The organism is Serratia sp. G204Y, assembly GCF_051172435.1.
Lineage (GTDB): Bacteria > Pseudomonadota > Gammaproteobacteria > Enterobacterales > Enterobacteriaceae > Serratia > Serratia sarumanii.
The window spans coordinates 473,380-494,581 of the sequence record NZ_JBPIZA010000002.1; the positions used below are offsets into that span (position 1 = coordinate 473,380).

General features: G+C 60.2%; 25 protein-coding genes. 7 read left to right on the plus strand and 18 right to left on the minus strand.

Annotated features, from left to right (window positions below):
• Window positions 1-329 precede the first annotated feature (329 nt).
• Window positions 330-887 carry a YtfJ family protein gene (locus ACSBQQ_RS16635; RefSeq protein WP_060428798.1) on the plus strand — a complete coding sequence of 186 codons (558 nt, stop codon included), beginning with the start codon at window positions 330-332 and terminating at the stop codon, window positions 885-887.
• A 1-nt stretch (window position 888) separates the two neighbouring features.
• Here ACSBQQ_RS16635 and cysQ read toward each other — a convergent pair whose 3' ends face one another.
• Window positions 889-1,629 carry a 3'(2'),5'-bisphosphate nucleotidase CysQ gene (gene cysQ / locus ACSBQQ_RS16640; RefSeq protein WP_033654905.1) on the minus strand — a complete coding sequence of 247 codons (741 nt, stop codon included), beginning with the start codon at window positions 1,627-1,629 and terminating at the stop codon, window positions 889-891.
• 254 nt (window positions 1,630-1,883) lie between these two features.
• Here cysQ and ACSBQQ_RS16645 point away from each other — a divergent pair, with 254 nt between their 5' ends.
• Both ACSBQQ_RS16645 and ytfE read left to right on the plus strand, forming a co-directional pair.
• On the plus strand, window positions 1,884-3,836 hold the full coding sequence (locus tag ACSBQQ_RS16645) for a bifunctional 2',3'-cyclic-nucleotide 2'-phosphodiesterase/3'-nucleotidase (RefSeq protein ID WP_060428799.1): 1,953 nt from the start codon (window positions 1,884-1,886) through the stop codon (window positions 3,834-3,836).
• Between the two features lie 117 nt (window positions 3,837-3,953).
• Entirely contained in the window at window positions 3,954-4,619 is a 666-nt protein-coding gene (ytfE, locus tag ACSBQQ_RS16650; protein ID WP_060428801.1) for an iron-sulfur cluster repair protein YtfE, read from the plus strand.
• Between the two features lie 43 nt (window positions 4,620-4,662).
• On the opposite strand, the gene fklB is transcribed toward ytfE, so the two are convergent.
• Window positions 4,663-5,283: an FKBP-type peptidyl-prolyl cis-trans isomerase gene (gene fklB, locus ACSBQQ_RS16655; RefSeq protein ID WP_004933618.1), complete on the minus strand. Its 621-nt coding sequence runs from the start codon at window positions 5,281-5,283 to the stop codon at window positions 4,663-4,665.
• A 267-nt stretch (window positions 5,284-5,550) separates the two neighbouring features.
• On the opposite strand from fklB, the gene ACSBQQ_RS16660 reads away from it, so the two are divergent.
• Window positions 5,551-6,222 (plus strand): OapA family protein, encoded by a 672-nt coding sequence (locus tag ACSBQQ_RS16660; protein ID WP_060388201.1) that lies wholly within the window; start codon window positions 5,551-5,553, stop codon window positions 6,220-6,222.
• 3 nt (window positions 6,223-6,225) lie between these two features.
• Here ACSBQQ_RS16660 and ACSBQQ_RS16665 read toward each other — a convergent pair whose 3' ends face one another.
• The 5 genes from ACSBQQ_RS16665 to rpsF form a co-directional block, all read right to left on the minus strand.
• A complete protein-coding gene (locus ACSBQQ_RS16665) occupies window positions 6,226-6,579 on the minus strand; it encodes a DUF488 domain-containing protein (protein WP_033648693.1) in 354 nt (117 codons plus the stop codon).
• Window positions 6,580-6,690: 111 nt separating this feature from the next.
• Window positions 6,691-7,143, minus strand: coding sequence for a 50S ribosomal protein L9 (gene rplI, locus ACSBQQ_RS16670; protein ID WP_004933629.1), 453 nt, complete (start codon window positions 7,141-7,143; stop codon window positions 6,691-6,693).
• 39 nt (window positions 7,144-7,182) lie between these two features.
• Entirely contained in the window at window positions 7,183-7,410 is a 228-nt protein-coding gene (gene rpsR / locus ACSBQQ_RS16675) for a 30S ribosomal protein S18 (protein WP_000135199.1), read from the minus strand.
• A 4-nt stretch (window positions 7,411-7,414) separates the two neighbouring features.
• Window positions 7,415-7,732, minus strand: a complete 318-nt coding sequence (gene priB, locus ACSBQQ_RS16680; protein WP_049233092.1) for a primosomal replication protein N — start codon at window positions 7,730-7,732, stop codon at window positions 7,415-7,417.
• An 8-nt stretch (window positions 7,733-7,740) separates the two neighbouring features.
• Entirely contained in the window at window positions 7,741-8,139 is a 399-nt protein-coding gene (rpsF, locus tag ACSBQQ_RS16685) for a 30S ribosomal protein S6 (protein WP_004933634.1), read from the minus strand.
• A 453-nt stretch (window positions 8,140-8,592) separates the two neighbouring features.
• Between rpsF and ACSBQQ_RS16690 the strand changes: the two genes are divergently transcribed.
• On the plus strand, window positions 8,593-8,859 hold the full coding sequence (locus ACSBQQ_RS16690) for a DUF1471 domain-containing protein (RefSeq protein ID WP_033654897.1): 267 nt from the start codon (window positions 8,593-8,595) through the stop codon (window positions 8,857-8,859).
• 96 nt (window positions 8,860-8,955) lie between these two features.
• Here ACSBQQ_RS16690 and ACSBQQ_RS16695 read toward each other — a convergent pair whose 3' ends face one another.
• Window positions 8,956-9,318: a hypothetical protein gene (locus ACSBQQ_RS16695; protein WP_033654896.1), complete on the minus strand. Its 363-nt coding sequence runs from the start codon at window positions 9,316-9,318 to the stop codon at window positions 8,956-8,958.
• Between the two features lie 123 nt (window positions 9,319-9,441).
• Window positions 9,442-10,194: an esterase gene (yjfP, locus tag ACSBQQ_RS16700; protein WP_060428803.1), complete on the minus strand. Its 753-nt coding sequence runs from the start codon at window positions 10,192-10,194 to the stop codon at window positions 9,442-9,444.
• 126 nt (window positions 10,195-10,320) lie between these two features.
• Here yjfP and bsmA point away from each other — a divergent pair, with 126 nt between their 5' ends.
• Window positions 10,321-10,629: a biofilm peroxide resistance protein BsmA gene (bsmA, locus tag ACSBQQ_RS16705; RefSeq protein WP_033648696.1), complete on the plus strand. Its 309-nt coding sequence runs from the start codon at window positions 10,321-10,323 to the stop codon at window positions 10,627-10,629.
• A 122-nt stretch (window positions 10,630-10,751) separates the two neighbouring features.
• Window positions 10,752-11,027, plus strand: coding sequence for a DUF1471 domain-containing protein (locus tag ACSBQQ_RS16710; protein WP_033638652.1), 276 nt, complete (start codon window positions 10,752-10,754; stop codon window positions 11,025-11,027).
• On the opposite strand, the gene ACSBQQ_RS16715 is transcribed toward ACSBQQ_RS16710, so the two are convergent.
• The 9 genes from ACSBQQ_RS16715 to hflK all read right to left on the minus strand — a co-directional run bounded on the left by ACSBQQ_RS16715 (window position 11,024) and on the right by hflK (window position 21,139).
• Window positions 11,024-11,422, minus strand: coding sequence for a DUF350 domain-containing protein (locus ACSBQQ_RS16715; RefSeq protein ID WP_033636787.1), 399 nt, complete (start codon window positions 11,420-11,422; stop codon window positions 11,024-11,026). The two genes, ACSBQQ_RS16710 and ACSBQQ_RS16715, sit on opposite strands and share 4 nt — an antisense overlap.
• A gap of 66 nt (window positions 11,423-11,488) precedes the next feature.
• Complete coding sequence (locus ACSBQQ_RS16720; RefSeq protein WP_033654894.1) at window positions 11,489-13,117, minus strand: isovaleryl-CoA dehydrogenase; 1,629 nt, start codon at window positions 13,115-13,117, stop codon at window positions 11,489-11,491.
• 116 nt (window positions 13,118-13,233) lie between these two features.
• On the minus strand, window positions 13,234-13,965 hold the full coding sequence (gene rlmB, locus ACSBQQ_RS16725) for a 23S rRNA (guanosine(2251)-2'-O)-methyltransferase RlmB (RefSeq protein WP_004933653.1): 732 nt from the start codon (window positions 13,963-13,965) through the stop codon (window positions 13,234-13,236).
• Between the two features lie 61 nt (window positions 13,966-14,026).
• Window positions 14,027-16,501 carry a ribonuclease R gene (rnr, locus tag ACSBQQ_RS16730; protein WP_033648699.1) on the minus strand — a complete coding sequence of 825 codons (2,475 nt, stop codon included), beginning with the start codon at window positions 16,499-16,501 and terminating at the stop codon, window positions 14,027-14,029.
• Between the two features lie 59 nt (window positions 16,502-16,560).
• A complete protein-coding gene (gene nsrR / locus ACSBQQ_RS16735) occupies window positions 16,561-16,986 on the minus strand; it encodes a nitric oxide-sensing transcriptional repressor NsrR (protein ID WP_033636784.1) in 426 nt (141 codons plus the stop codon).
• Window positions 16,987-17,219: 233 nt separating this feature from the next.
• The gene (locus ACSBQQ_RS16740) at window positions 17,220-18,518 is read right to left on the minus strand and encodes an adenylosuccinate synthase (RefSeq protein ID WP_033654892.1); all 1,299 of its coding nucleotides are present in this window, start codon (window positions 18,516-18,518) and stop codon (window positions 17,220-17,222) included.
• Window positions 18,519-18,616: 98 nt separating this feature from the next.
• Window positions 18,617-18,817 (minus strand): DUF2065 domain-containing protein, encoded by a 201-nt coding sequence (locus tag ACSBQQ_RS16745; RefSeq protein ID WP_004933666.1) that lies wholly within the window; start codon window positions 18,815-18,817, stop codon window positions 18,617-18,619.
• Window positions 18,818-18,880: 63 nt separating this feature from the next.
• Window positions 18,881-19,885 (minus strand): protease modulator HflC, encoded by a 1,005-nt coding sequence (gene hflC / locus ACSBQQ_RS16750; RefSeq protein WP_004933669.1) that lies wholly within the window; start codon window positions 19,883-19,885, stop codon window positions 18,881-18,883.
• Between the two features lie 3 nt (window positions 19,886-19,888).
• Window positions 19,889-21,139, minus strand: coding sequence for an FtsH protease activity modulator HflK (gene hflK, locus ACSBQQ_RS16755; RefSeq protein WP_033636782.1), 1,251 nt, complete (start codon window positions 21,137-21,139; stop codon window positions 19,889-19,891).
• Window positions 21,140-21,202: the final 63 nt, after the last annotated feature.

Consider the following 21,202-nt stretch of genomic DNA (forward strand, 5'->3'; position numbering starts at 1 on the left):
CTTTTACGCTCCTCCCGTTGATCCATGCGCTCAGCGAGCCGCCAAAGGTGGCAGCCTCGAAATTCAGAACGCAACTTGATTGCATGTAGTAGACCCAGTAAAGACCAGATCGTTCACTTCTGCCCGGTGATCTGCACTGGATTTACACTTTTTGACAGAATTGTATATGATAATTTATAACGTTTTCAGGATATCCCTTCAAAATCTGATAATTAGCGAACCAAGGGAAAATCTGCGATCCGGTTAACAGGACAGACCTCTTATCACATCCTATGCTTTAGGCTGTCGAAGTGCTGTCGCACAAATTCCCCCCATTACAAGGAGAAAGCATGAAAACAAGTCGCATGCTGATGGTATCCCTGCTGCTCGCCCCGCTTTTCGCTTCCGCGCACAACTTCCAGCTCCAGCAGCGCGTGGCGCCGGTCGGCGTCAGCGACAAAGGAGAGCTCAATTACGCTGAAGGTAATTTTAGCTACCAGAACTGGAACAGCGCACAGCTCAGTGGAAAAGTGCGAGTGATACAACATATTGCCGGCCGCAGCTCCGCCAAAGACATGAACGACCCACTGATTGAAGCGATCAAGAAGGCGAAGCTACCACACGATCGTTACCAAACGACGACAGTCGTCAACACCGACGATGCCCTGATGGGCACCGCGATGTTCGTGCGCAGCAGCATTGAAGACAGCAAGAAGGAGTTCCCGTGGTCGCAGTTTATCGTCGACAGCGACGGTAACGTGCGCAAGGCCTGGGATCTGCAGCCGAAAGGCTCCGCCATCGTGGTGCTGGATAAGCAAGGGCGCATTCAGTTTGCCAAAGACGGCGCGCTGACGCCGGAAGAGGTGCAGCAGGTGATGTCCAAGCTGCACCAGCTGTTGGCGAACTAACTCAGAACAGCGACACCCGGAAGCCGGGGTTGAGGAAGGATTCACGCGGGGTATAGAGCAACGGCCTGCCCTGCCAATCGTGAATTTGCGCCCCGGCGGCCACCGCCACCGCATGCCCTGCGGCGGTATCCCAAATGTTGGTCGGCCCAAAGCGCGGATAGAGCTGCGCCTTGCCTTCCGCCACCAGGCAGAACTTCAGCGAGGAGCCGACGGACACGGTCTGGTGCTCGCCCAGCTGCTGCAGATAATCTTTCAGCTCGTCGTCGATATGCGAGCGGCTCACCACCACCAGCGGCGGGTGCGCATTGCTGACGCCGATCGCCTGCCGCACGCCCTTCTCTTCTTTCCAGGCCTTGCCGCGCTCCGCCAGATACAATACGTCTATCGCCGGCGCGTACACCACGCCCATCACCGCCTGCCCCTCTTCAATCAGGGCGATATTGACCGTGAACTCACCGTTGCGGTGCAAGAACTCTTTGGTGCCGTCCAGCGGATCGACCAGCCAGTAACGCGTCCAGCTGCGGCGCTCTTCCCACGCCGGCGGATCTTCTTCCGACAGCAGCGGCACCTCGGGCGTCAGCGCCGCCAGGCCGCGCTTGATGATGTGATGCGCCGCCAGATCGGCCGCCGTCACCGGTGAATCATCTTTTTTCTGTGCGACATCAAGCGGTTGTTCACCGTCGTACACCGCCATGATCGCCGCCCCCGCCTCGCGGGACAGTTGGCAAATTCGCTCTAACATCATGCACCTCAACTCTGCATCTCCGTGGGAAATTTCCCTCTGTCTCTGCTAGCAGACTAGTTTTTTTTACGCCGAATATCCATCTCAACCGGCTAACCCCCGGGAATTCCTCAGATCTTGTTGGGCACAACTGTGAACTTCCCCGCGTTACCTGCCGCCGTTTTCTGCCACACTTCACAGTTTACTGTGGCAAGCAATGTTAATTACATTTCCCTCTGCGATAACACTCGAATAATGGAATGGAGAGCCCCCAAATGATGAAGCATCCACTGACGCTGTCCGCGCTTGCGCTGCTGGTGTGCGCCTCGGCGCAGGCGGCCACCGTCGATCTGCGCGTGCTGGAAACCACCGATCTGCACAGCAACATGATGGACTTCGATTACTACAAGGACACGCCGACCGACAAGTTCGGCCTGGTGCGCACCGCCAGCCTGATCCAGCAGGCGCGCCAACAGGCCACCAACGCGGTGTTGGTGGACAACGGCGACATCATTCAGGGCAGCCCGCTCGGCGACTACATGGCGGCCAAGGGGTTGAAGCCGGGCGACGTGCACCCGGTCTATAAGGCGATGAACACGCTGGACTACGTGGTCGGCAACATCGGCAACCATGAATTCAACTACGGGCTGGACTACCTGAAGAACGCCATCGCCGGCGCCAAATTCCCGTACATCAACGCCAACGTCATCGACACCAAAACGCAAAAACCGCTGTTCACGCCGTACATCATCGTCGATACGCCGGTGAAAGACCGCGACGGCAAGGCGCATACGCTGCGCATCGGCTACATCGGCTTCGTGCCGCCGCAGATCCTGGTGTGGGATAAAGCTAACCTGCAGGGCAAAGTGACGGTGGACGACATCACCGCCACCGCCAAGCGCTACGTGCCGGAAATGCGTAAACAGGGCGCCGATCTGGTGGTGGCGATCCCGCATTCCGGGCTGTCCAGCGAGCCTTACAAGGCAATGGCGGAAAACTCGGTCTATTACCTCAGCCAGGTGCCGGGCATCGACGCCATCATGTTCGGCCACGCCCATGCGGTGTTTCCGAGCAAGGACTTCGCCAACATCAAAGGCGCGGATATCGATAAAGGCCTGCTGAACGGCGTACCGGCGGTGATGCCGGGCCAATGGGGCGATCATCTCGGCGTGGTCGACCTGCAGCTCAACAACGATGGCGGCAGTTGGAAAGTGACCGCCGCCAAAGCGGAAGCGCGGCCGATCTACGACAAAGAGAACAAGAAATCGCTGGCGGCGGAAGATACCGCGCTGGTGAAAGTGTTGGCGGACGATCACAAGGGCACGCGCGAGTTCGTCAGCCAGCCGATCGGCAAATCCGACGGCAACATGTACAGCTACCTGGCGCTGGTGCAGGACGATCCGACGGTGCAGATCGTCAACAATGCGCAGAAGGCCTACGTTGAACATTACATTCAGGGCGATCCGGATCTGGCCGATCTGCCGGTGCTGTCGGCGGCGGCACCGTTCAAGGTCGGCGGCCGCAGGAACGATCCGGCCAGCTTCGTCGAAGTGGAAAAGGGCCAGCTCACCTTCCGCAACGCCGCCGATCTCTATCTCTACCCCAATACCCTGGTAGTAGTAAAGGCCAGCGGCAAAGAGGTGAAAGAGTGGCTGGAGTGCTCCGCCGGCCAGTTCAACCAGATCGACGTCAACAGCGCCAAGCCGCAGGGCTTGATCAACTGGGACGGCTTCCGCACCTATAACTTCGACGTGATCGACGGCGTCAACTACCAGATCGACGTCAGCCAGCCGGCACGCTACGACGGCGAATGCCAGCTGATCAACGACAAGGCGGAGCGCATCAAGCAGCTTACCTTCAACGGCAAGCCGATCGATCCGAACGCCACCTTCCTGGTCGCCACCAACAACTACCGCGCCTACGGCGGCAAGTTTGCCGGCACCGGCGACAAACACATCGCCTTCGCTTCGCCGGATGAGAACCGGTCGGTGCTGGCGGCCTACATCAGCGCCGAAACCCAACGGCACGGCGCGGTGCATCCGCAGGCGGACAACAACTGGCGTTTGGCGACCTTCAACAGCCAGCAGCCGCTGGATATCCGCTTCGAGACTTCGCCGTCGGACAAAGCGACAGCGTTTATCAAGGAGCACGCTCAATATCCGATGACCGCCGAGGGCAATGACCGTATCGGCTTCGCGCTCTATCGCATCAATTTAAGCGCGAAATAAATAATCACCCGGCCGGGGCCATCTCCCGGCCATCTTCGCTATTTTCCCACTGGCGCACTCTTTAAATTGCATTTAAAATGCATGTTATAAAATTCCTTCGTTTAAAGAGGCACTACCATGGATTACCGCAACCAATCCCTTGGCGCGCTCGCCATCGCCATTCCCCGGGCATCCCGGCTGTTTCGCCAGCATCAGCTGGATTTCTGCTGCGGCGGCCGGCAGTCGCTGGCGCGCGCCGCCGAGCGTAAAGGGCTGAACATCGACCAGTTGGAGAACGCGCTGGCCGCACTCGCCGCCACGCCGGAACAAAGCCGGGACTGGCGCACAGCGCCGCTCGGTGAGGTGATCGATTACATTCTGCCGCGCTTTCATCAGCGGCACCGCGAGCAATTGGCTGAACTGGTGCTGATGGCGGAAAAAGTCGAACGCGTGCACGGCGACAAACCCAGCTGCCCGCGCGGGTTGGCGAAGCAGCTGAACCTGATCCGTCTGGATCTGGAGAATCACATGATGAAAGAGGAACAGATCCTGTTCCCGCTGATCAAACAGGGCATGGGGCCGCAGGCCGCCGGACCGATTTCGGTGATGGAGCATGAACATGACGAGGCGGGTGAGCAGCTGGAAGTGGTGAAGTTCCTCACCGATAACGTGACGCCGCCGGAGGGCGCCTGCACCACCTGGCGAGCGCTGTACACCGGCATCGATGAGTTTATCGGCGATCTGATGGAGCACATCAGCCTGGAAAACAATCTGCTGTTCCCGCGCGCGCTGCGCGGCGCATAAAATAAGGGCGCCACGAAGGCGCCCGGAGCAATCCTCGGTGGGATTACAGGATTTCCAGCAGCTCGACGTCGAACACCAGCGCGCTGAATGGCGGAATGGACGCGCCAGCGCCACGCTCGCCGTAGGCCAGGTTATGCGGGATATACAGCTGCCATTTGGAGCCGACCGGCATCAGGGTCAGCGCTTCGATCCAGCCTGGGATCACGCCGCTGACCGGGAATTCTGCCGGCTGGCCGCGCTCGACCGAGCTGTCGAACACGTCGCCGTTGATCAGACGACCGGTGTAGTGCACGCGCACGCGGTCCTGACGGGACGGGATCGGGCCGTTGCCCTGCTCCAGCACGGAGAACTGCAGGCCGGACTCGGTCAGCGTCACGTCGTCGCGCTTGGCGTTGTCGTCCAGGAATTTCTGGCCTTCCACGGCCATCGCCTGCTGGCGCTCGCGGCGCACCGCGTCCGCACGCTCGTGGATTTCACGCAGCGCACGGTGCACCACGTCTACCGGAACCGCCGGGGCATTCCCTTCCAGCGCGTCACGCAGGCCCGCCAGCAAAGCTTCCGGTTGCAAACCTTCCAGCCCGGACTCTTGCAGCTGCTGGCCGACCTGTAAACCAATCCCGTAACTTGCTTGCGCTTCAACGCTGTCAAAAGAAGGGGTTGTCATGGGGTTTTCCTTAAGTCTGTAAAAAGTCGAAAGCGCAGCATAACAGCGCGTCAATGCCGGGTAAAATCTTGTGTGGAGAATGATGACTTTTGTCGTAGAAAAAGAAACAATAACCTTCTGTTAACGCCCGCAGCCGCAAACCCCGGCCCTGCCGCTCAGCCGCCTTTCACTTCAATCAGTTAGCGGACTATACTGAACGCAGGATATCGGGCAGGCGACGCGTTTGCCGCGCCGCGCTCATTATTTCGCCGTCGAAGAGAGGTCACCATGGGCAGAATCGCGCCCAGGAGAAGGAAAACCACCCGCATCTACCAGCCGCTGCTGCGCACCTGGCTGAACGTCAGCCAGCGCCTGAAACCGGGCGCCGCACCCACGTCTGAAGGCGCGGAACCGCCATCGGAGCCACCGCCGGCCAACGACAAAATGCAGCTGGTCAAAGCGCTGCTGGCTAAAGTCTGGCATCTGCCGGACGGTTTCCATTGGATGGAGCCGCTGCCCTACTTTCACCGCCGCTGGGTGCTGATTTTCGGCGCTATCCTGCTGCTGGCTCTGCTGTGGCCCTACTCGCCCGAAAGACAGCCGTTCCCGGTATCCCAGCAGGAAACCAGCGTGCCGCTGCAGGCCGAGCGGCAAAACGGCGGCGGCGCCACTCCAGCCAACGAACCGACGCCGGCGGGCAACTGGCAGCGTTACCAAATTCAGCCCGGCCAGACCCTGGCGCAGCTGTTTCGCGACAACAATCTGCCGGTGAATGAAGTGTTCGCCATGGCGCAGGTGGAAGGCGGCGACAAGCCGCTGAGCAACATGAAAGCCGGCCAGGAAGTGCGCATCGAACGCGGTGCCAACGGCATGATTAACGCGCTGTCGGTGACCACGGTGGACAACAGCCAGGCGCTGTTCCGCCGCCAGGCCGACGGCAGCTACCGCCGGGAACGCTAATCCCTACAGCTGCGCCAGCAAAAACTCGCGCAGCACCACGCCCTGGTTGTGCTCGGTATCTTTGCTGCCATACAGCAGCGTCAGCGCTTGCCCCTGCCGTAACAGCGCCACCAGCGGCCGCCAGGCGTCGTTGGCCGCCAGCTGTTGGCGGTAACGCGCCTCGAAGACCGCCCACTGGTCGGTATGCTGATGGAACCACTTGCGCAGTTCGTCATCCGGCGCCACCTGTTTCAGCCACTGCACGCCCGTCAGCCGCTCCTTGCTGATGCCGCGCGGCCATAGCCTGTCTATCAGATAACAGTGTTCCGGCGCCGGCGCGCTGAAATCGTAAACCCGCTGTAGCGTAATCTTTGCCATCGCACGCTCTCCTTTTTATCCCGTCTTCAAGCGTAGCGCGTTTTGCCGGGCGCAGAAAAGCAAAACGCCAGCGCGAGGCTGGCGTTTTAACCGGGTTAACAGCAGCGTAAATTACGCTTCTGCAACCACAACTACATTCAGCTGTGCGAACACGTCGCTGTGTACCTGGAAGTGCACTTCGTGCTCACCAGTGGTACGCAGAACGCCGTTCGGCAGACGAACTTCGCTCTTGGCAACTTCAACGCCTGCCGCAGTCACTGCGTCAGCGATGTCGCGGGTGCCGATAGAGCCGAACAGTTTACCTTCGTCGCCAGATTTGGAAGCGATGGTGACTGAACCCAGTTCGTTGATCTTGGTTGCGCGAGCTTCAGCAGCAGCCAGAACGTCAGCCAGTTTGGCTTCCAGTTCAGCACGGCGTGCTTCGAAGAACTCAACGTTTTTCTTGGTAGCAGGAACAGCTTTGCCCTGTGGTACCAGGAAGTTACGAGCGTAGCCCGCTTTAACGTTAACTTGATCACCCAGGCTGCCCAGGTTTGCTACTTTATCAAGCAGAATAACTTGCATTACCTTATCCTCTCAAAGTCGTTAATGGACAGTGGCCGATTACTGATGACGATCAGTGTACGGCAACAAAGACAGGTAGCGCGCGCGCTTGATAGCACGGGCCAGCTGGCGCTGATATTTTGCACGAGTACCGGTGATACGGCTCGGTACAATTTTACCACTTTCGGTGATGTAGTTTTTCAGCGTAGCGATGTCTTTATAGTCAATCTCTTGAACGCCTTCCGCGGTGAAACGGCAGAACTTGCGACGACGGAAATAACGTGCCATTTGGCTAGTCTCCAGAATCTATCAATTCAATCTGCTCGGCATGCAGAACCAATTTGCTCAGCCCGTTGCGCCCTTGATGGCAGCTTACAAAGCCTTGCACGGTAATCTGACTGCCGACCGTTAATCTTTGAGTTAGTGCTTGTGACTGTTGTCCGCTGACAACCACGGGCATTCGGCACCATGCTTGTCTGCTGAATCCGGCTTCCATCTGCTGCGAACGGTGCTCTAGCACAAATTGGCAGTGCGGTATCCCGGAAGGACTCACTTTTCGAACCGGCGCCTTGCACACAGTGCCCGACAAAACCAGACGATTAGCCGTCACGGCGGCAATTACTCTTCAGAATCCCCAGCATCTGCATCATCTGCGGTTTCGTTAGCGAAGTCTTCGCGGCGATCGCCACGACGTTCGTCTTTCGCTTTAACCATCGGAGATGCTTCAGTTACCGCGTGCTTAACGCGCATAACCATGCTGCGGATAACGGCGTCGTTGAAGCGGAAGTTAGTTTCCAGCTCATCGATCGCTTCCTGCGGCGCTTCAACGTTCAGCAGAACGTAGTGAGCCTTGTGCAGTTTGTTGATCGGATAAGCCAGCTGACGGCGGCCCCAGTCTTCCAGACGGTGAATCTGACCTTGCGCGTTAGTGATGGTAGCACTGTAACGCTCGATCATGCCCGGAACCTGTTCGCTTTGGTCAGGATGGACCATAAAAACGATTTCGTAATGACGCATCGAATTGCTCCTTACGGATTATTCAGCCTCCTGTCAGGGTCAACCGCGGCCCATGGAAGCAAGGAACGTGTTTAGTGTGCGGCTGAAAAATGACGCGTAATCATACTGACGCAGGGCGGGAAACTCAAGGACTGCGTGGGTTTTATTCGCGTTAATGCGAGGCGTTATGGGAAATAGCACGATTTGCTCGTGGGAGAACCTATGTACGCCGATCCATCGGTTTCAAAAATCTTTCAATGAAATCAGCGTTGAGTCACAAATCTATTTCACTTTTTTTGAAAGAGGCAATCAAAAGACCCCGCTTTTTAATCCGCCGCAACGGACTAAAATTAACCATATCCGCCGCAGACAGCGCGACGAAAAAGATTCCAGGTTATTCAATGCAGATAAATGACTTTTTGCCGCAGCGACACTCGCTGTCAGGCCGTAACGGCAAAAAGTAAGAGAGGCACTATGAAACGCATCATTCTCGCAACGGCGCTGGCCGCCCTGTTCTCCGCCAACGTAATGGCCGCCACGGAGATCACGTCGCACCAGGCCGATCAACGCCAGAGCGTCGGCTTCATCACCCTGAACCAGAACGTGGTTTCGCCGGATGACGCCAGCAGCCAGGTCAGTAAAATCGCCGATCAACGCGGCGCGACCTCTTATCGCATCATCGCCCTGCACGAACCGGGCGACAACAGCACGATGCACGTCAGCGCCGAGCTGTATCGCTAAAGAGACAAGCCACGCCAGGGAAATCCCCAGGGCTTCATCAGAAAGCCCGTTCAGTCCGCACCGGAGCGCCGCTCGTTGGGCGCTCCGCTTTCCTCATCACAGCTTGAGCAGCGCCGGCATGCTGAACGCCTTGCCCGGATTGTGCAATTGCAGCGCCGTCCGCAGATAGTTCGTTCGCGTTTGCAGCAGCTCTGCGCTTTCCGCCAGCGTCGCCCGCTGTTCGAACGAGAGCGCACCGGCTGCCGCGGGGTGAGTGGGCGCCGCTTTCGCCGCGGAGGCGAACAGCGCCGTCACGTTTTGCATCGTCTGCGCGGTGATGCGCGACAGCGGATTCGCCTTGTTTTGCCGCGCCTTGCCGTCGGCGGCCCCCAACATCTCGCTGAAGGCCGCTGAGTTAAGCTCGGCGCGTGCTTTCATCGTTCCCATTAAACCGTCCGCACTGCCGATGTTTTTTATCATGCCCTTTGCTCCTTGCTACCCTGAAAGAATTCACGCTGGCATTCTCCCCTTTATTCGGCCAAACGATGGCCGAAACAGCAGGCACAGAGAGGTGCAATTCCAGGCATCGCGCCAGGATGCGTACTACAGCTCGCGGCGGAAGAAGTCGGCCGTGGCGGACAGCGCCAGCGGCGTGATGCGGTGCTTCACCCCCGGTTCGACGAGCGACGTCAGACGGCTGCCCGCACCTTGCCGGCGCAGTTCAGCCGCCAAACGCAGGCTGTCCGCCGCCGGCACCACGTCGTCCGTCTCGCCGTGCCACAGCAGCAGCGGCCGCCCGGCGATCGTCTCCAAACGCCCCTCCAGCTCATATTCCGCCAGCACGGCGGTGCGCGCCGCAAACGCCGCCGGCGAGAGCGCCTCGCCCTCTGCGCCCAACGGCGGATACAGCGTTTGCGCCAGCGAACGGTAATAGCCGGAACCCATCAGGCTGGCGGCCGCCCGGACCCACGGAAAGCGCGCGAAGGCGCCAAGCGCGGTCATGCCCCCCATAGAGGCGCCGGCGACGCCGATACGCCCGTCGGCAATCAGGCCAAGCCGCTCGAAGTGCGCCTTGATCTGCGGCAGCTCGTCGATATTGCTGCGCAGGATCTCCCAAAACGTGGCCAGACGCCGCGCCTCATCGCCGTCGAACCGCTCGCCGTGCCGATCGGCATCCGGCAATACCACCCGAAAACCGACGCGCGCCAGCGCATAGGCGAAGTAGGCGTACACCTCTTTCGACGAGGTATAGCCGTGACAGAAGAACACCGTCGGCAACGGCCAATGATACTGCCCCGCCGGCACCGCATGGATCACCGCGATATCGCCCGCCCGCTCGTCATGAATTTCGATCATCCGTTCATCCTCAACGCACCTGTTGGCATTCATCATGACAAACTTGCGCCAGCCAGCGTTAGCTCAATCTGTTCCTGCTTATATTGCGTTACACTGAAGCCATCTACCGGCTCTTCCGAGGTCATCATGACGCTTGTCCGTACACTCATCATCCTGACGCTGGCCGCACAGCTTTCCGCCTGCGGCATCATGACCACCACGCCGAAACCGCCGCCGCCGCCCACCGCACAGGCGCAGGAGATCGTCCGCGCGCAGACCGCCGAGCTGGTGAAGATAGGTACCGTCACCGCCGTAGTGCGCGGCAGCCCGATGGACGTGGAAGCGGAGATCCAGCGCAAGGCCACCGCCGCCGGCGCCCGGTATTACGTGATCATCATGAACAGCGAAACCGTCGTGCCGGGCCAATGGTATTCCCAGGCGATCCTGTATCGGTAAGGCGAGGATTTTTTAAGCAGATTTACACTGGCTTTGCACAGGCTGAAGTAGGGTGTTGCACACTGGCGGACAGCATGCCGCATGTTGCGGGTGCGATTCAGGATCTGACGAAGGGGAACGCCATGAAACGCTCCACCGCACTCACCTCCCTCCTGCTTTCAGTAGGGCTGCTCAGCACCGGCGCACAGTCCGCCGAACTGGCACCCGCCGATCGCGTGACGCCGCTCAGTGAAATCGCCGAGATCACCTTTAACGATCTGCCCGGTTCACCGCAGGAGGCGGAGCAGGCCATCGCCCGCACCGCCGGCCAGCACGGCGCCAGCTATTACCGCATCCTGCGGATGGAAGAACAGGCGCACCCGCTTGGCTGGCGCGCCTCGGCCATCTTATACCTTTAGTAGCTCATGCAAGCCGCATTCAACACGCCGCCGCTGACGGAGACGCCCCCCAGGAAAATCCCGGCGGCCAGGTGGTTCGCTTCGATCTTGTCGCTGATGCGCGGCATGTAGATCTTCACGGCCGCGAACAACAGCAGTTGCACCACCAGCGCCACCACGCCCCACAGCAGGTAATCCAGCAGGCTGATCGAGTTGATCGCCGCGCTGGCCAACGGGATCACATACCCCAGGCAAGCGCCGATGAAAGCAAAGGCGGCGGATTGGTTATCGGCCTTGATCAACGCCCATTCGTCGTGCGGGGTGATGCGGGTATAGACGAACAGAAACACCAAAACCATGGCGAAACCGCTGAAGAAGTAAGAGGCGAACGCCGCCAACGCGCTGAGAATATCCATGTGCATTTTCCTGTCAGAGTGAGACTGAATTAAAAAGGTTTTCGCCGCCGCGCGCCAACCTTTTCCCTAACCGCCGATGGCGCGGTTCAGCAGCAGTTCGCACACCTCGGCCGACAGCAGGCTCTCGCCGCGGTGATCCAGCGTCAGATGGCACCAGGCGTCGGCTACCTGCGGGCTGGCGTGCTGCAGCAGCTGCGCGGCGCAGCACAGATCGAACAGCTGCTGGGTCAGCAGCCGCCCCATCTCCTCACTCGGTTGCCGGGCGCGCTGCTGCCACTGCCGCCAGGCATGATCGAACAACCGATTCTGGCCGCGCACCGGCTGCAGTTCGAACTGCAGCATCTCGAGCGCGCCCGGCAGCTTGTGCAGGCTACGCAACACGTCCAGACACATGATGTTGCCGGAACCTTCCCAGATGCTGTTGACCGGCATCTCGCGATACAGGCGCGGCAGCTCGCTCTCTTCGCAGTAGCCGATGCCGCCCAGCACCTCCATCGCCTCGGCGATGAACGGCATGCCCTGGCGGCAGATGCTGTATTTGGCCGCCGGGGTCAGCAGGCGGCTGTAGATCAGCTCGCCCTCATTGCTGCGGCTCTCCCAGGCGCGGGCCAGCCGGAACAGCAACGCGGTATGCCCTTCCAGCCGCAGCGCCATGCGCGCCAGAACCTGACGCATCAGCGGCTGTTCGATCAAGAGCTTGCCGAACGCCTGCCGCTGCAGCGCATGATACAGCGCCACCGACAACCCGCGGCGCATCAGGCCGTGGCTGCCGAGCGAGCAGTCGAAACGGGTCAGGCCGCCCATCTTCAGGATATGCCGCACGCCGTCGCCCTCCTCCCCCAGCAGCCAGGCGGTGGCGTCCTGAAATTCCACTTCGCTGCTGGCGTTGGAACGGTTGCCCAGCTTGTCTTTCAACCGCTCCAGGCGAATGGCGTTGCGGCTGCCGTCCGGCAAAATGCGCGGCAGGAAGAAGCAGGACAACCCGCCTTCGGCCTGCGCCAACACCAGGTGCGCATCGCTCTGCGGCACCGAGAAGAACCACTTGTGCCCCACCAGCCGGTAGGCTTCACCCGGCCCGCGCGCGCCGAGCGGCGCGGCGGTGGTGGTATTGCTCAGGACATCGGAGCCGCCCTGTTTCTCCGTCATGCCCATGCCGATCAGCAGGCCGCGCTTTTGCCCGCCAGGCAGCAGGTGAGCGTCATAACGATCCGACAGCAGCGGCGTCAGCCAGGAGCGAAACTCGGCCGGTAACGCCTGCAGCAACAGCGGCGTAGCGCCGAAGGTCATGGTCACCGGGCACAGCGTGCCGGCCTCGACCTGCGCATGCAGCATAAAGCGCGCGGCGCGCGCCACGAAGGAACCGATGCGCGCATCCTCCTGCCAGGGCAGGTTGTGCACCCGGTTGGCGATCAGCCCCTGCATCAGGATATGCCAGGCGGGGTGAAAGCGAACGTCGTCCAGCCGCTGGCCGGTGGCGTCGTAGCGCAGCAGCTCCGGCGGGTTGGCATTGGCCAGGCGCCCCAGCTCCAGCGACTCCTGGGTGCCGAGCTGCTGGCCCAGCGAGGCCAATACCTCGGCGTCCCAGCCGCCCTGCTCGCGCTGCAACGCTTCGCGCAGCGGCGTATCGGAGAGAAACAGGTTGCTGTTGCCCAGCGGCTTGGGTTGGTTAAAAACGGTGTGCGTAGTCCAGACCATGAGAGTGCTCCCTGAGAAAAGCGTCAGGAGTAAGTATGGTCGGCGCAGAGATTTCTGCCGCAGGCGGGATCACAAGAGGGGGAATTAACGGGAGCACTAAGCCCCCGTCAGAAGAATCAGCCGCGCTGGCGCACCGCTTCGAACAGGCAGATGCCGGTGGCGACCGACACGTTCAGCGAAGAGACGGTGCCGGCCATCGGGATGCTGATCAGTTCGTCGCAGTGTTCGCGGGTCAGACGGCGCATGCCTTCGCCTTCCGCGCCCATCACTAGCGCCATCGGGCCGGTCATTTTGCTCTGATACAGCGTATGGTCGGCTTCGCCGGCGGTGCCCACCACCCAGACGTTCATTTCCTGCAACAGACGCAGCGTGCGCGCCAGGTTGGTCACGCGGATCAGCGGCACGTTTTCGGCGGCGCCGCAGGCCACTTTCTTGGCGGTGGCGTTCAGCTGGGCGGAACGGTCACGCGGCACGATCACCGCGTGCACTCCGGCAGCGTCGGCGCTGCGCAGGCAGGCGCCGAGGTTGTGCGGGTCGGTCACGCCGTCCAGCACCAGCAGGAACGGTGTCTCCACGCTTTCCAGCAGGCCCGGCAGATCGTTCTCCTGATACTGACGCCCTTCGCGCACCCGGGCGATGATCCCCTGGTGCACTGCGCCTTCAACCTTGTCATCCAGCCATTGGCGGTTCGCCACCTGGATCACGATGCCGGTCGCTTCCAGCTCGGCGATCAGCGGTTGCAGGCGGCGATCTTCGCGGCCTTTCAGGATAAACACTTCCAGGAAGCGTTGCGGATCGCGCTCTAACAGGGCTTTGACGGCGTGGATGCCGTAAATAATTTCGCTCATGATGCTCTTTTAAATTCGTGCGGCCGGCGATAACCGGCCGATGATAACGATGTGCGGCAGGTTAAGCCTGCTCGGCACCTTTCTTCTTGGCTGCGCGTTTGGCTTTGGTCGCCGCCGCGATTTTCCGCGTTTTGTCGGACGCTTTCTTGGCTTTCTTTTTCGCCTTCTTCACGTTGTCCGCGGGCTTGGCGTCATCCTGCTTGCGGAAGGCGCTGTCCGGCTCGAAGTTGGCCGGCGGTTTGCCGCCGCGGCGCTTGCCGCGCCCCGCGTTGCCGTTGTCGCGCAGCGTGCGCTGGCCGCCCTTCTTGGCGCGATCGCGCTCGGTTTTACCTTCACCGCGCGCTTTGCGGGTGCTGGACACCAGCGCGAAGTCAATCTTGCGCTCGTCCATATGCACCGCGTCCACGCGGATCTCCACCGTATCCCCCAGGCGATAGACGGTGCCGGAAGATTCGCCGATCAGGCGCTGGCCGATATTATCGTAGCGATAGTAATCATTATCCAGCGTTGATACGTGCACCAGCCCGTCGATGAACAGATCGTTCAGGCGCACGAAGAAACCGAAGCCGGTCACGCTGGAGATGATGCCGCTGAACACTTCACCGACGTGATCCTGCATGAAATCGCACTTCAGCCAGTCGGCGACGTTACGCGTCGCTTCGTCCGCGCGGCGTTCGGTCATCGAGCAGTGTTCGCCCAGCTGCAGCATCTCTTCGAATTCGCTGTGCCAGCCGCCGGTCGGCGTCCAGCGCTCTTTCGGCTCGCCGTGCTCTTTGGCCAGCTGATATTTGATCGCGCGATGCAGCGCCAGATCCGGATAACGACGGATTGGCGAGGTGAAGTGGCCGTAAGACGCCAGCGCCAGGCCGAAGTGGCCGCGGTTTTCCGGATCGTAAATCGCCTGCTTCATCGAGCGCAGCAACATGGTTTGCAGCATTTCGTGGTCAGGGCGCTCGGACACTTCGTCCATCAGCACCGCATAGTCCTTCGGCTGCGGCTTGTTGCCGCCGCCCAGCGTCAGCCCCAGCTCGCTCAGCACGCTGCGCAGCGCGGAGATGTGGTCGTCGCTCGGACGATCGTGCACGCGGTACAGCGCCGGCTCGTTGCGTTTCTCGACGAAGCGCGCGGCCGCCACGTTGGCCATGATCATGCACTCTTCGATCAGCTTGTGGGCGTCGTTGCGCACCGTCGGCTCCACGCGCTCGATGCGACGCTCGGCGTTGAAAATGAACTTGGCTTCTTCGGTTTCAAACGCGATGCCGCCGCGCTCGGCGCGCGCCTTATCCAGCACCTTGTACATCGCGTGCAGCTCTTCCAGGTGCTTGACCAGCGGATGGTAGTGCTCGCGCAGCTCCTGATCGCCCTGCAGAATGTGCCACACCTTGTTGTAGGTCAGGCGAGCATGCGAGCTCATCACCGCCTCGTAAAACTTGGCCGTAGACAGGCGCCCCTGGGCGGAGATGGTCATCTCGCACACCATGCACAGGCGATCGACCTGCGGGTTCAGGGAGCACAGCCCGTTGGACAGCACTTCCGGCAGCATCGGGATCACCTGCGACGGGAAGTACACCGAGTTGCCGCGGCTGCGCGCTTCGTCGTCCAGCGCGGTGCGCGGGCGCACGTAGTAACTGACGTCGGCGATCGCCACCCACAGGCGCCAGCCGCCGCCGCGTTTCTTCTCACAGTACACGGCGTCATCGAAGTCGCGTGCGTCTTCACCGTCGATGGTCACCAACGGCAGCTTGCGCAGATCGACGCGGCCCTTCTTGGCCGCTTCCGGCACCTGCTCGCTGAGATCGGCCACCTGTTTTTCCACCTGCGGCGGCCAGGTATGCGGGATCTCATGGGTGCGCAGCGCGATGTCCACCGCCATGCTGGTGCCCATCTTGTCGCCGAGGATCTCGACGATCTTGCCGACCGCCTTGGTGCGGCGGGTCGGGCGCTGAGTCAGCTCCACCACCACCATAAAGCCCATGCGCGCGCCGCTGACGCTGTCCGCCGGGATCAGAATATCGAAGCTCAGACGGCTGTCGTCCGGCACCACGAAGCCGGTACCGGCGTCCATGAAGAAGCGGCCGACAATCTGGCTGGTTTTCGGCACCAGCACGCGCACGATACGCGCTTCGCGGCGCCCTTTGCGATCCGCGCCCAGCGCCTGCGCCAACACCACGTCACCGTGGATCGCCATTTTCATCTGTTCGGCAGACAGGTACAGATCGTCTTTGCTGCCTTCAACGCGCAGGAAGCCGTAGCCGTCGCGGTGGCCGATCACCGTGCCGCGCAGCAGATCCAGACGTTCCGGCAGCGCGTAGCACTGGCGGCGGGTAAACACTAACTGGCCATCGCGCTCCATGGCGCGCAGGCGGCGACGCAGCGCTTCCAGCTGCTCTTCACCGCTGAGGCCCAGTTCGTTGCCCAGTTCTTCGCGGTTGGCCGGCGTTTCTCTTTTCGCCAAATGGGCCAGGATATATTCACGACTGGGGATAGGGGATTCGTATTTTTCTGCTTCTCGTTCCAGGAATGGATCTTGTGACATTGCGGTTCCTCCGTTGTCATCAGCAGGATGACGTTGAGCCTTGTCTTCTCAACGTCGTTTTATTCGACAAGCAATAGCTTGTAGAGCGGCGGATTGTCTTCGACCATGTCGGCCAACGTATGCTTATCCAGCTCTTCAAGGAAATTCTGTACGCCCTGGTGGAGCACCTGCTTCAATCGGCAGGCAGGGGTGATGTGGCAAAAATCACTGCTGCAGTTAACCAGCGCGAGCGGCTCCAGCGCCCGTACCACGTCGCCGAGGCGAATGCTCTCGGCCGGTTTGCCCAAGCGAATGCCGCCATGCTTGCCGCGCACCGCCGTGACAAAACCGACCCGGCTCAACTGATTGATGATCTTCACCATATGGTTGCGAGACACGCCGTAAACCTCGGTCACTTCCGAGATGCTGGTCATCTTGTCCTGCGGCAACGAGGCCATGTAGATCAACGCCCGCAGGCCATAATCAGTAAAACTTGTTAACTGCACATCTTACCTCTGGGTATCGTTTTACCCGTCTGATACGCCGCTTTTCGGCGCTATTCAAAAGATTACTCATTGGATAATAAACCAGCCGGAGAGTTCGTCGCTAATTATTTAGCGAATCCCGCGCCCTAAGGCGGGTTTATGAAAGGATTTTTTGACGTGAAACCGCAATCGGAGGGAGTCAGGATAAAAACAAACCGGGACGCGCCCGGTTTGTTTAATGCCGCAAAGCCTGATTATGCGTCGAACGGGTCGCGCAGGATCATGGTTTCGCTGCGATCCGGGCCGGTAGAGATGATGTCTACCGGTACGCCGGTCACTTCTTCGATGCGCTTGATGTAGTTCAGCGCAGCCTGAGGCAGCTTGCTGTGCTCTTTCACGCCAAAGGTGGTTTCGCTCCAGCCCGGCATGGTTTCGTAGATAGGCTCGATGCCTTCCCAGCCTTCAGCCGCCAGCGGAGTGGTATCCACTTCGCGGCCGTCCGGCATGCGGTAACCCACGCAGATCTTCACTTCTTTCAGGCCGTCCAGGACGTCCAGTTTGGTCAGGCAGAAGCCGGACAGGGAGTTGATCTGCACGGCGCGGCGCACCGCTACCGCGTCCAGCCAGCCGGTACGACGGCGACGGCCGGTGGTGGCGCCGAACTCGTTACCCTGCTTGCACAGGTACTCGCCGGTTTCATCGAACAGTTCGGTTGGGAACGGGCCTGCACCCACGCGCGTGGAGTAGGCTTTCACGATGCCCAGCACGTAGTCCACATAACGTGGGCCAATGCCGGAACCGGTAGCCACGCCGCCGGCGGTGGTGTTGGAAGAGGTAACGTACGGGTAAGTACCGTGGTCGATATCCAGCAGGGTGCCCTGAGCGCCTTCGAACATGATCAGGTCGCCACGCTTGCGCGCGCCGTCCAGCAGTTCGGAAACGTCAACCACCATGGCGGTCAGGATGTCGGCGATAGACAGCACGTAGTCCAGCGTCGCCTGATAATCGACGGCTTCAACTTTGTAGTAGTTGACCAGCTGGAAGTTGTGGTAATCGACGATCTCTTTCAGCTTAGCGGCGAAGGTTTCTTTGTTGAACAGATCGCTGACGCGCAGACCGCGACGAGCCACTTTATCTTCGTAAGCCGGGCCGATGCCGCGACCGGTGGTGCCGATCGCTTTTGCGCCGCGCGCTTTCTCACGCGCGTTATCCAACGCAACGTGGTAAGGCAGGATCAACGGGCAAGCTTCAGAGAGTAACAGACGTTCGCGTACCGGGATGCCACGCGCTTCGAGTTCACCCATTTCTTTCATCAACGCGTCCGGCGCCAGAACAACACCGTTGCCGATGATGCTGGTGACGTTTTCACGCAAAATACCTGAAGGAATTAAATGAAGAACGGTTTTTTCACCGTTGATTACCAGAGTGTGGCCAGCGTTATGGCCACCTTGGTAGCGCACAACATATTGAGCCCGTTCAGTCAGCAGGTCTACAACCTTGCCTTTACCTTCGTCACCCCATTGGGTGCCCAGTACGACGACGTTCTTACCCATTTTTCAAAATCACCGATTGCTTAAAAATGGATTCTACCACCGTAATTTTCGATTTTCAGCACTTTTAGCATACGATTGCATAAATTTTGGGCTAGACTTTAAAGACCCGTGCGGCCGCTCAACATGTAGTAGATCACGCAGCCCGCAACCACTATTCCACCGCCAAATCGCCGCAGCGTCGCGTCCGGCAACTGCGACATCGCCACAATCATTTTGCGCCAGGCCTGCGGAAACAGCATCGGCCCCAATCCTTCCAACACCAGAACCAGCCCGAGCGCCAGCCAAATCGTTGAGTTCATGCATCCCCCAAAAACGAGAAAGGGCCCGCGTAAACGGGCCCTCGATCAGATTGCCTGCCGCGCTTACTTGCGCAGGGTATCAGGCGACTTCATGTAGCGGAAGAAATCGCTGTCCGGGCTCAGTACCAGCACGTCCTGGTTGTCCTTGAAGCTGGCTTCATAGGCACGCAGGCTGCGGATAAAGGCATAGAAGTCCGGATCCTGGCTGAACGCGTTGGCGAACAGCTTGGCCGCTTCGGCATCGCCTTCACCGCGGGTGATACGCGCCTGACGCTCGGCTTCCGCCAAGGTGCGGGTCACCTCGTAGTCCGCGCTGGCGCGCAGCTTCTCGGCTTCTTCCTGGCCCTGCGAGCGCAGACGACGGGCTACCGCTTCACGCTCGGCGCGCATACGCTGGTAGATGGCGTCGGACACTTCGGCCGGCAGGTTGATCTGCTTGATACGCACGTCGATCACTTCGATGCCCAGCGCCGCCATGCTGTTCGGGTTAACCTGCGGCTGTTTGCCGGTGGTTTCCCGCTCAACGCGCGCCGCCGCAGAGGCGATAGCGTCATCGGCTTCGGTGGTCGCCACTTCTTCGCCATCACCCACGGTGCCGGTGTTCAGCGCGTCACGCACGTCGGACATCAGCTTGCCGCGCGAGTCGGTCACGATGTCTTTCACGTCCAGGCGGCCGATTTCGGAACGCAGACGGTCGCTGAACTTGCGTTTCAGCAGCACTTCGGCCTGGGAGACGTCGCCACCGCCGGTCGCCAGGTAGTAACGGCTGAAGTCGCTGATGCGCCACTTCAGATAGGAGTCGACGATCAGGTCTTTCTTCTCGCTGGTCACGAAACGATCGGCCTGGTTGTCCATGGTCTGGATGCGCGCATCCAGGTTCTTCACGGTCTCAATGAACGGGATCTTGAGGTGCAGACCCGGCGCATACACCAGCGGCTTGTTTTCGCCGTCGCGCAGAACCTTGCCGAAGCGCAGCACGATGCCGCGCTGGCCTTCCTGCACCACGAACAGCGAAGCGTACAGCACCACCAGCACCGCGAGGACAATAACTACAAAAGACTTACGCATTGATTACTCTCTCCCTACGCGAGTGGTGTCGTCACGCTGCGCATTCGCCCGGCGCTGATCCATAATCGAACCGCCGCTGGTGCGCGGGGCGCTGCTGTTGGCAGCCGGCGCAGGATTCGGATTGAGGCGAATCAGGCTGGTATCCTTGTTGCCGCTCTCCGGCGCCGCGCCTTGGCCGCGCAGCATCTGATCCAGCGGCAGCACCATCAGGTTGTTGCCTTTGTCGCTCACCAACACCTTACGGGTATGGCCCAGCACTTTTTCCATGGTTTCGATATACAGACGCTCGCGGGTGATCTGCGGTGCGGACTTGTATTCCGGCAACAGCTTGGCAAAACGCGCCACCTCACCCTGGGCTTCCAGGACGGTACGGTCCTTATAAGCCTTGGAGTCTTCCAGCAGACGCTGCGCCTGGCCGTTCGCACGCGGCTGAACTTCGTTGGCGTAAGCTTCCGCCTCACGGATGTATTGCTGCTCGTTTTCACGCGCGGCGATCGCATCGTCGAACGACGCCTTCACCTCTTCCGGCGGACGCGCCGCCTGGAAGTTGACGTCCAGCAGCGTGATGCCCATGTTGTAAGGACGGATGGTCTCCTCCAGCATGCGCTGCGTATCGTTACGCACCACGGTACGGCCTTCGGTCAGGATGCGGTCCATCGAGTATTTGCCGATCACGCCGCGCAGGGCGCTGTCGGTCGCCTGGCTCAGGCTGTCGTCGGCATTGACGACGCTGAACAGGTACGCTTCCGGGTTGGTCACGCGGTACTGCACGTTCATTTCCACGCGCACCACGTTTTCATCGGAGGTCAGCATCACGCCGGACGCCGCCAGCTCGCGCACGGATTCCACGTTCACCGGACGCACGTCGTCGATGAAGGTCGGCTTCCAGTTCAGGCCCGGCTGCACCAGGTGGCTGAACTTGCCGAAACGCGTCACGACGCCGCGCTCGGCTTCCTTGATGGTGTAGAAGCCGCTGGCGGCCCAAATCACCACCACGGCCACCGCCGCGATACCGATAATGCGGCCGCTGAAGCCTGGACCAGAGGTGCCGGTGCCGCCGCTATTGCTGTTGGAGCCTTTGCCCCCGCCGAAACCGCTCAATTTCTTGCTCAGTTTGCGGAAGATATCGTCCAAATCAGGTGGCCCTTGATCACGACCGCCTTTGTTGTTACCGCCAGAGTTGCCGCCATTGTTATTGCTGCTCCCCCACGGGTCGCGGTCCTGTCCGTTATTACCGGGCTGATTCCACGCCATGTTTTAGCTCCATATTCTGTGATTGGGTACTTCAGGCTTTCGCGAAGCATAAATGTAACAGGA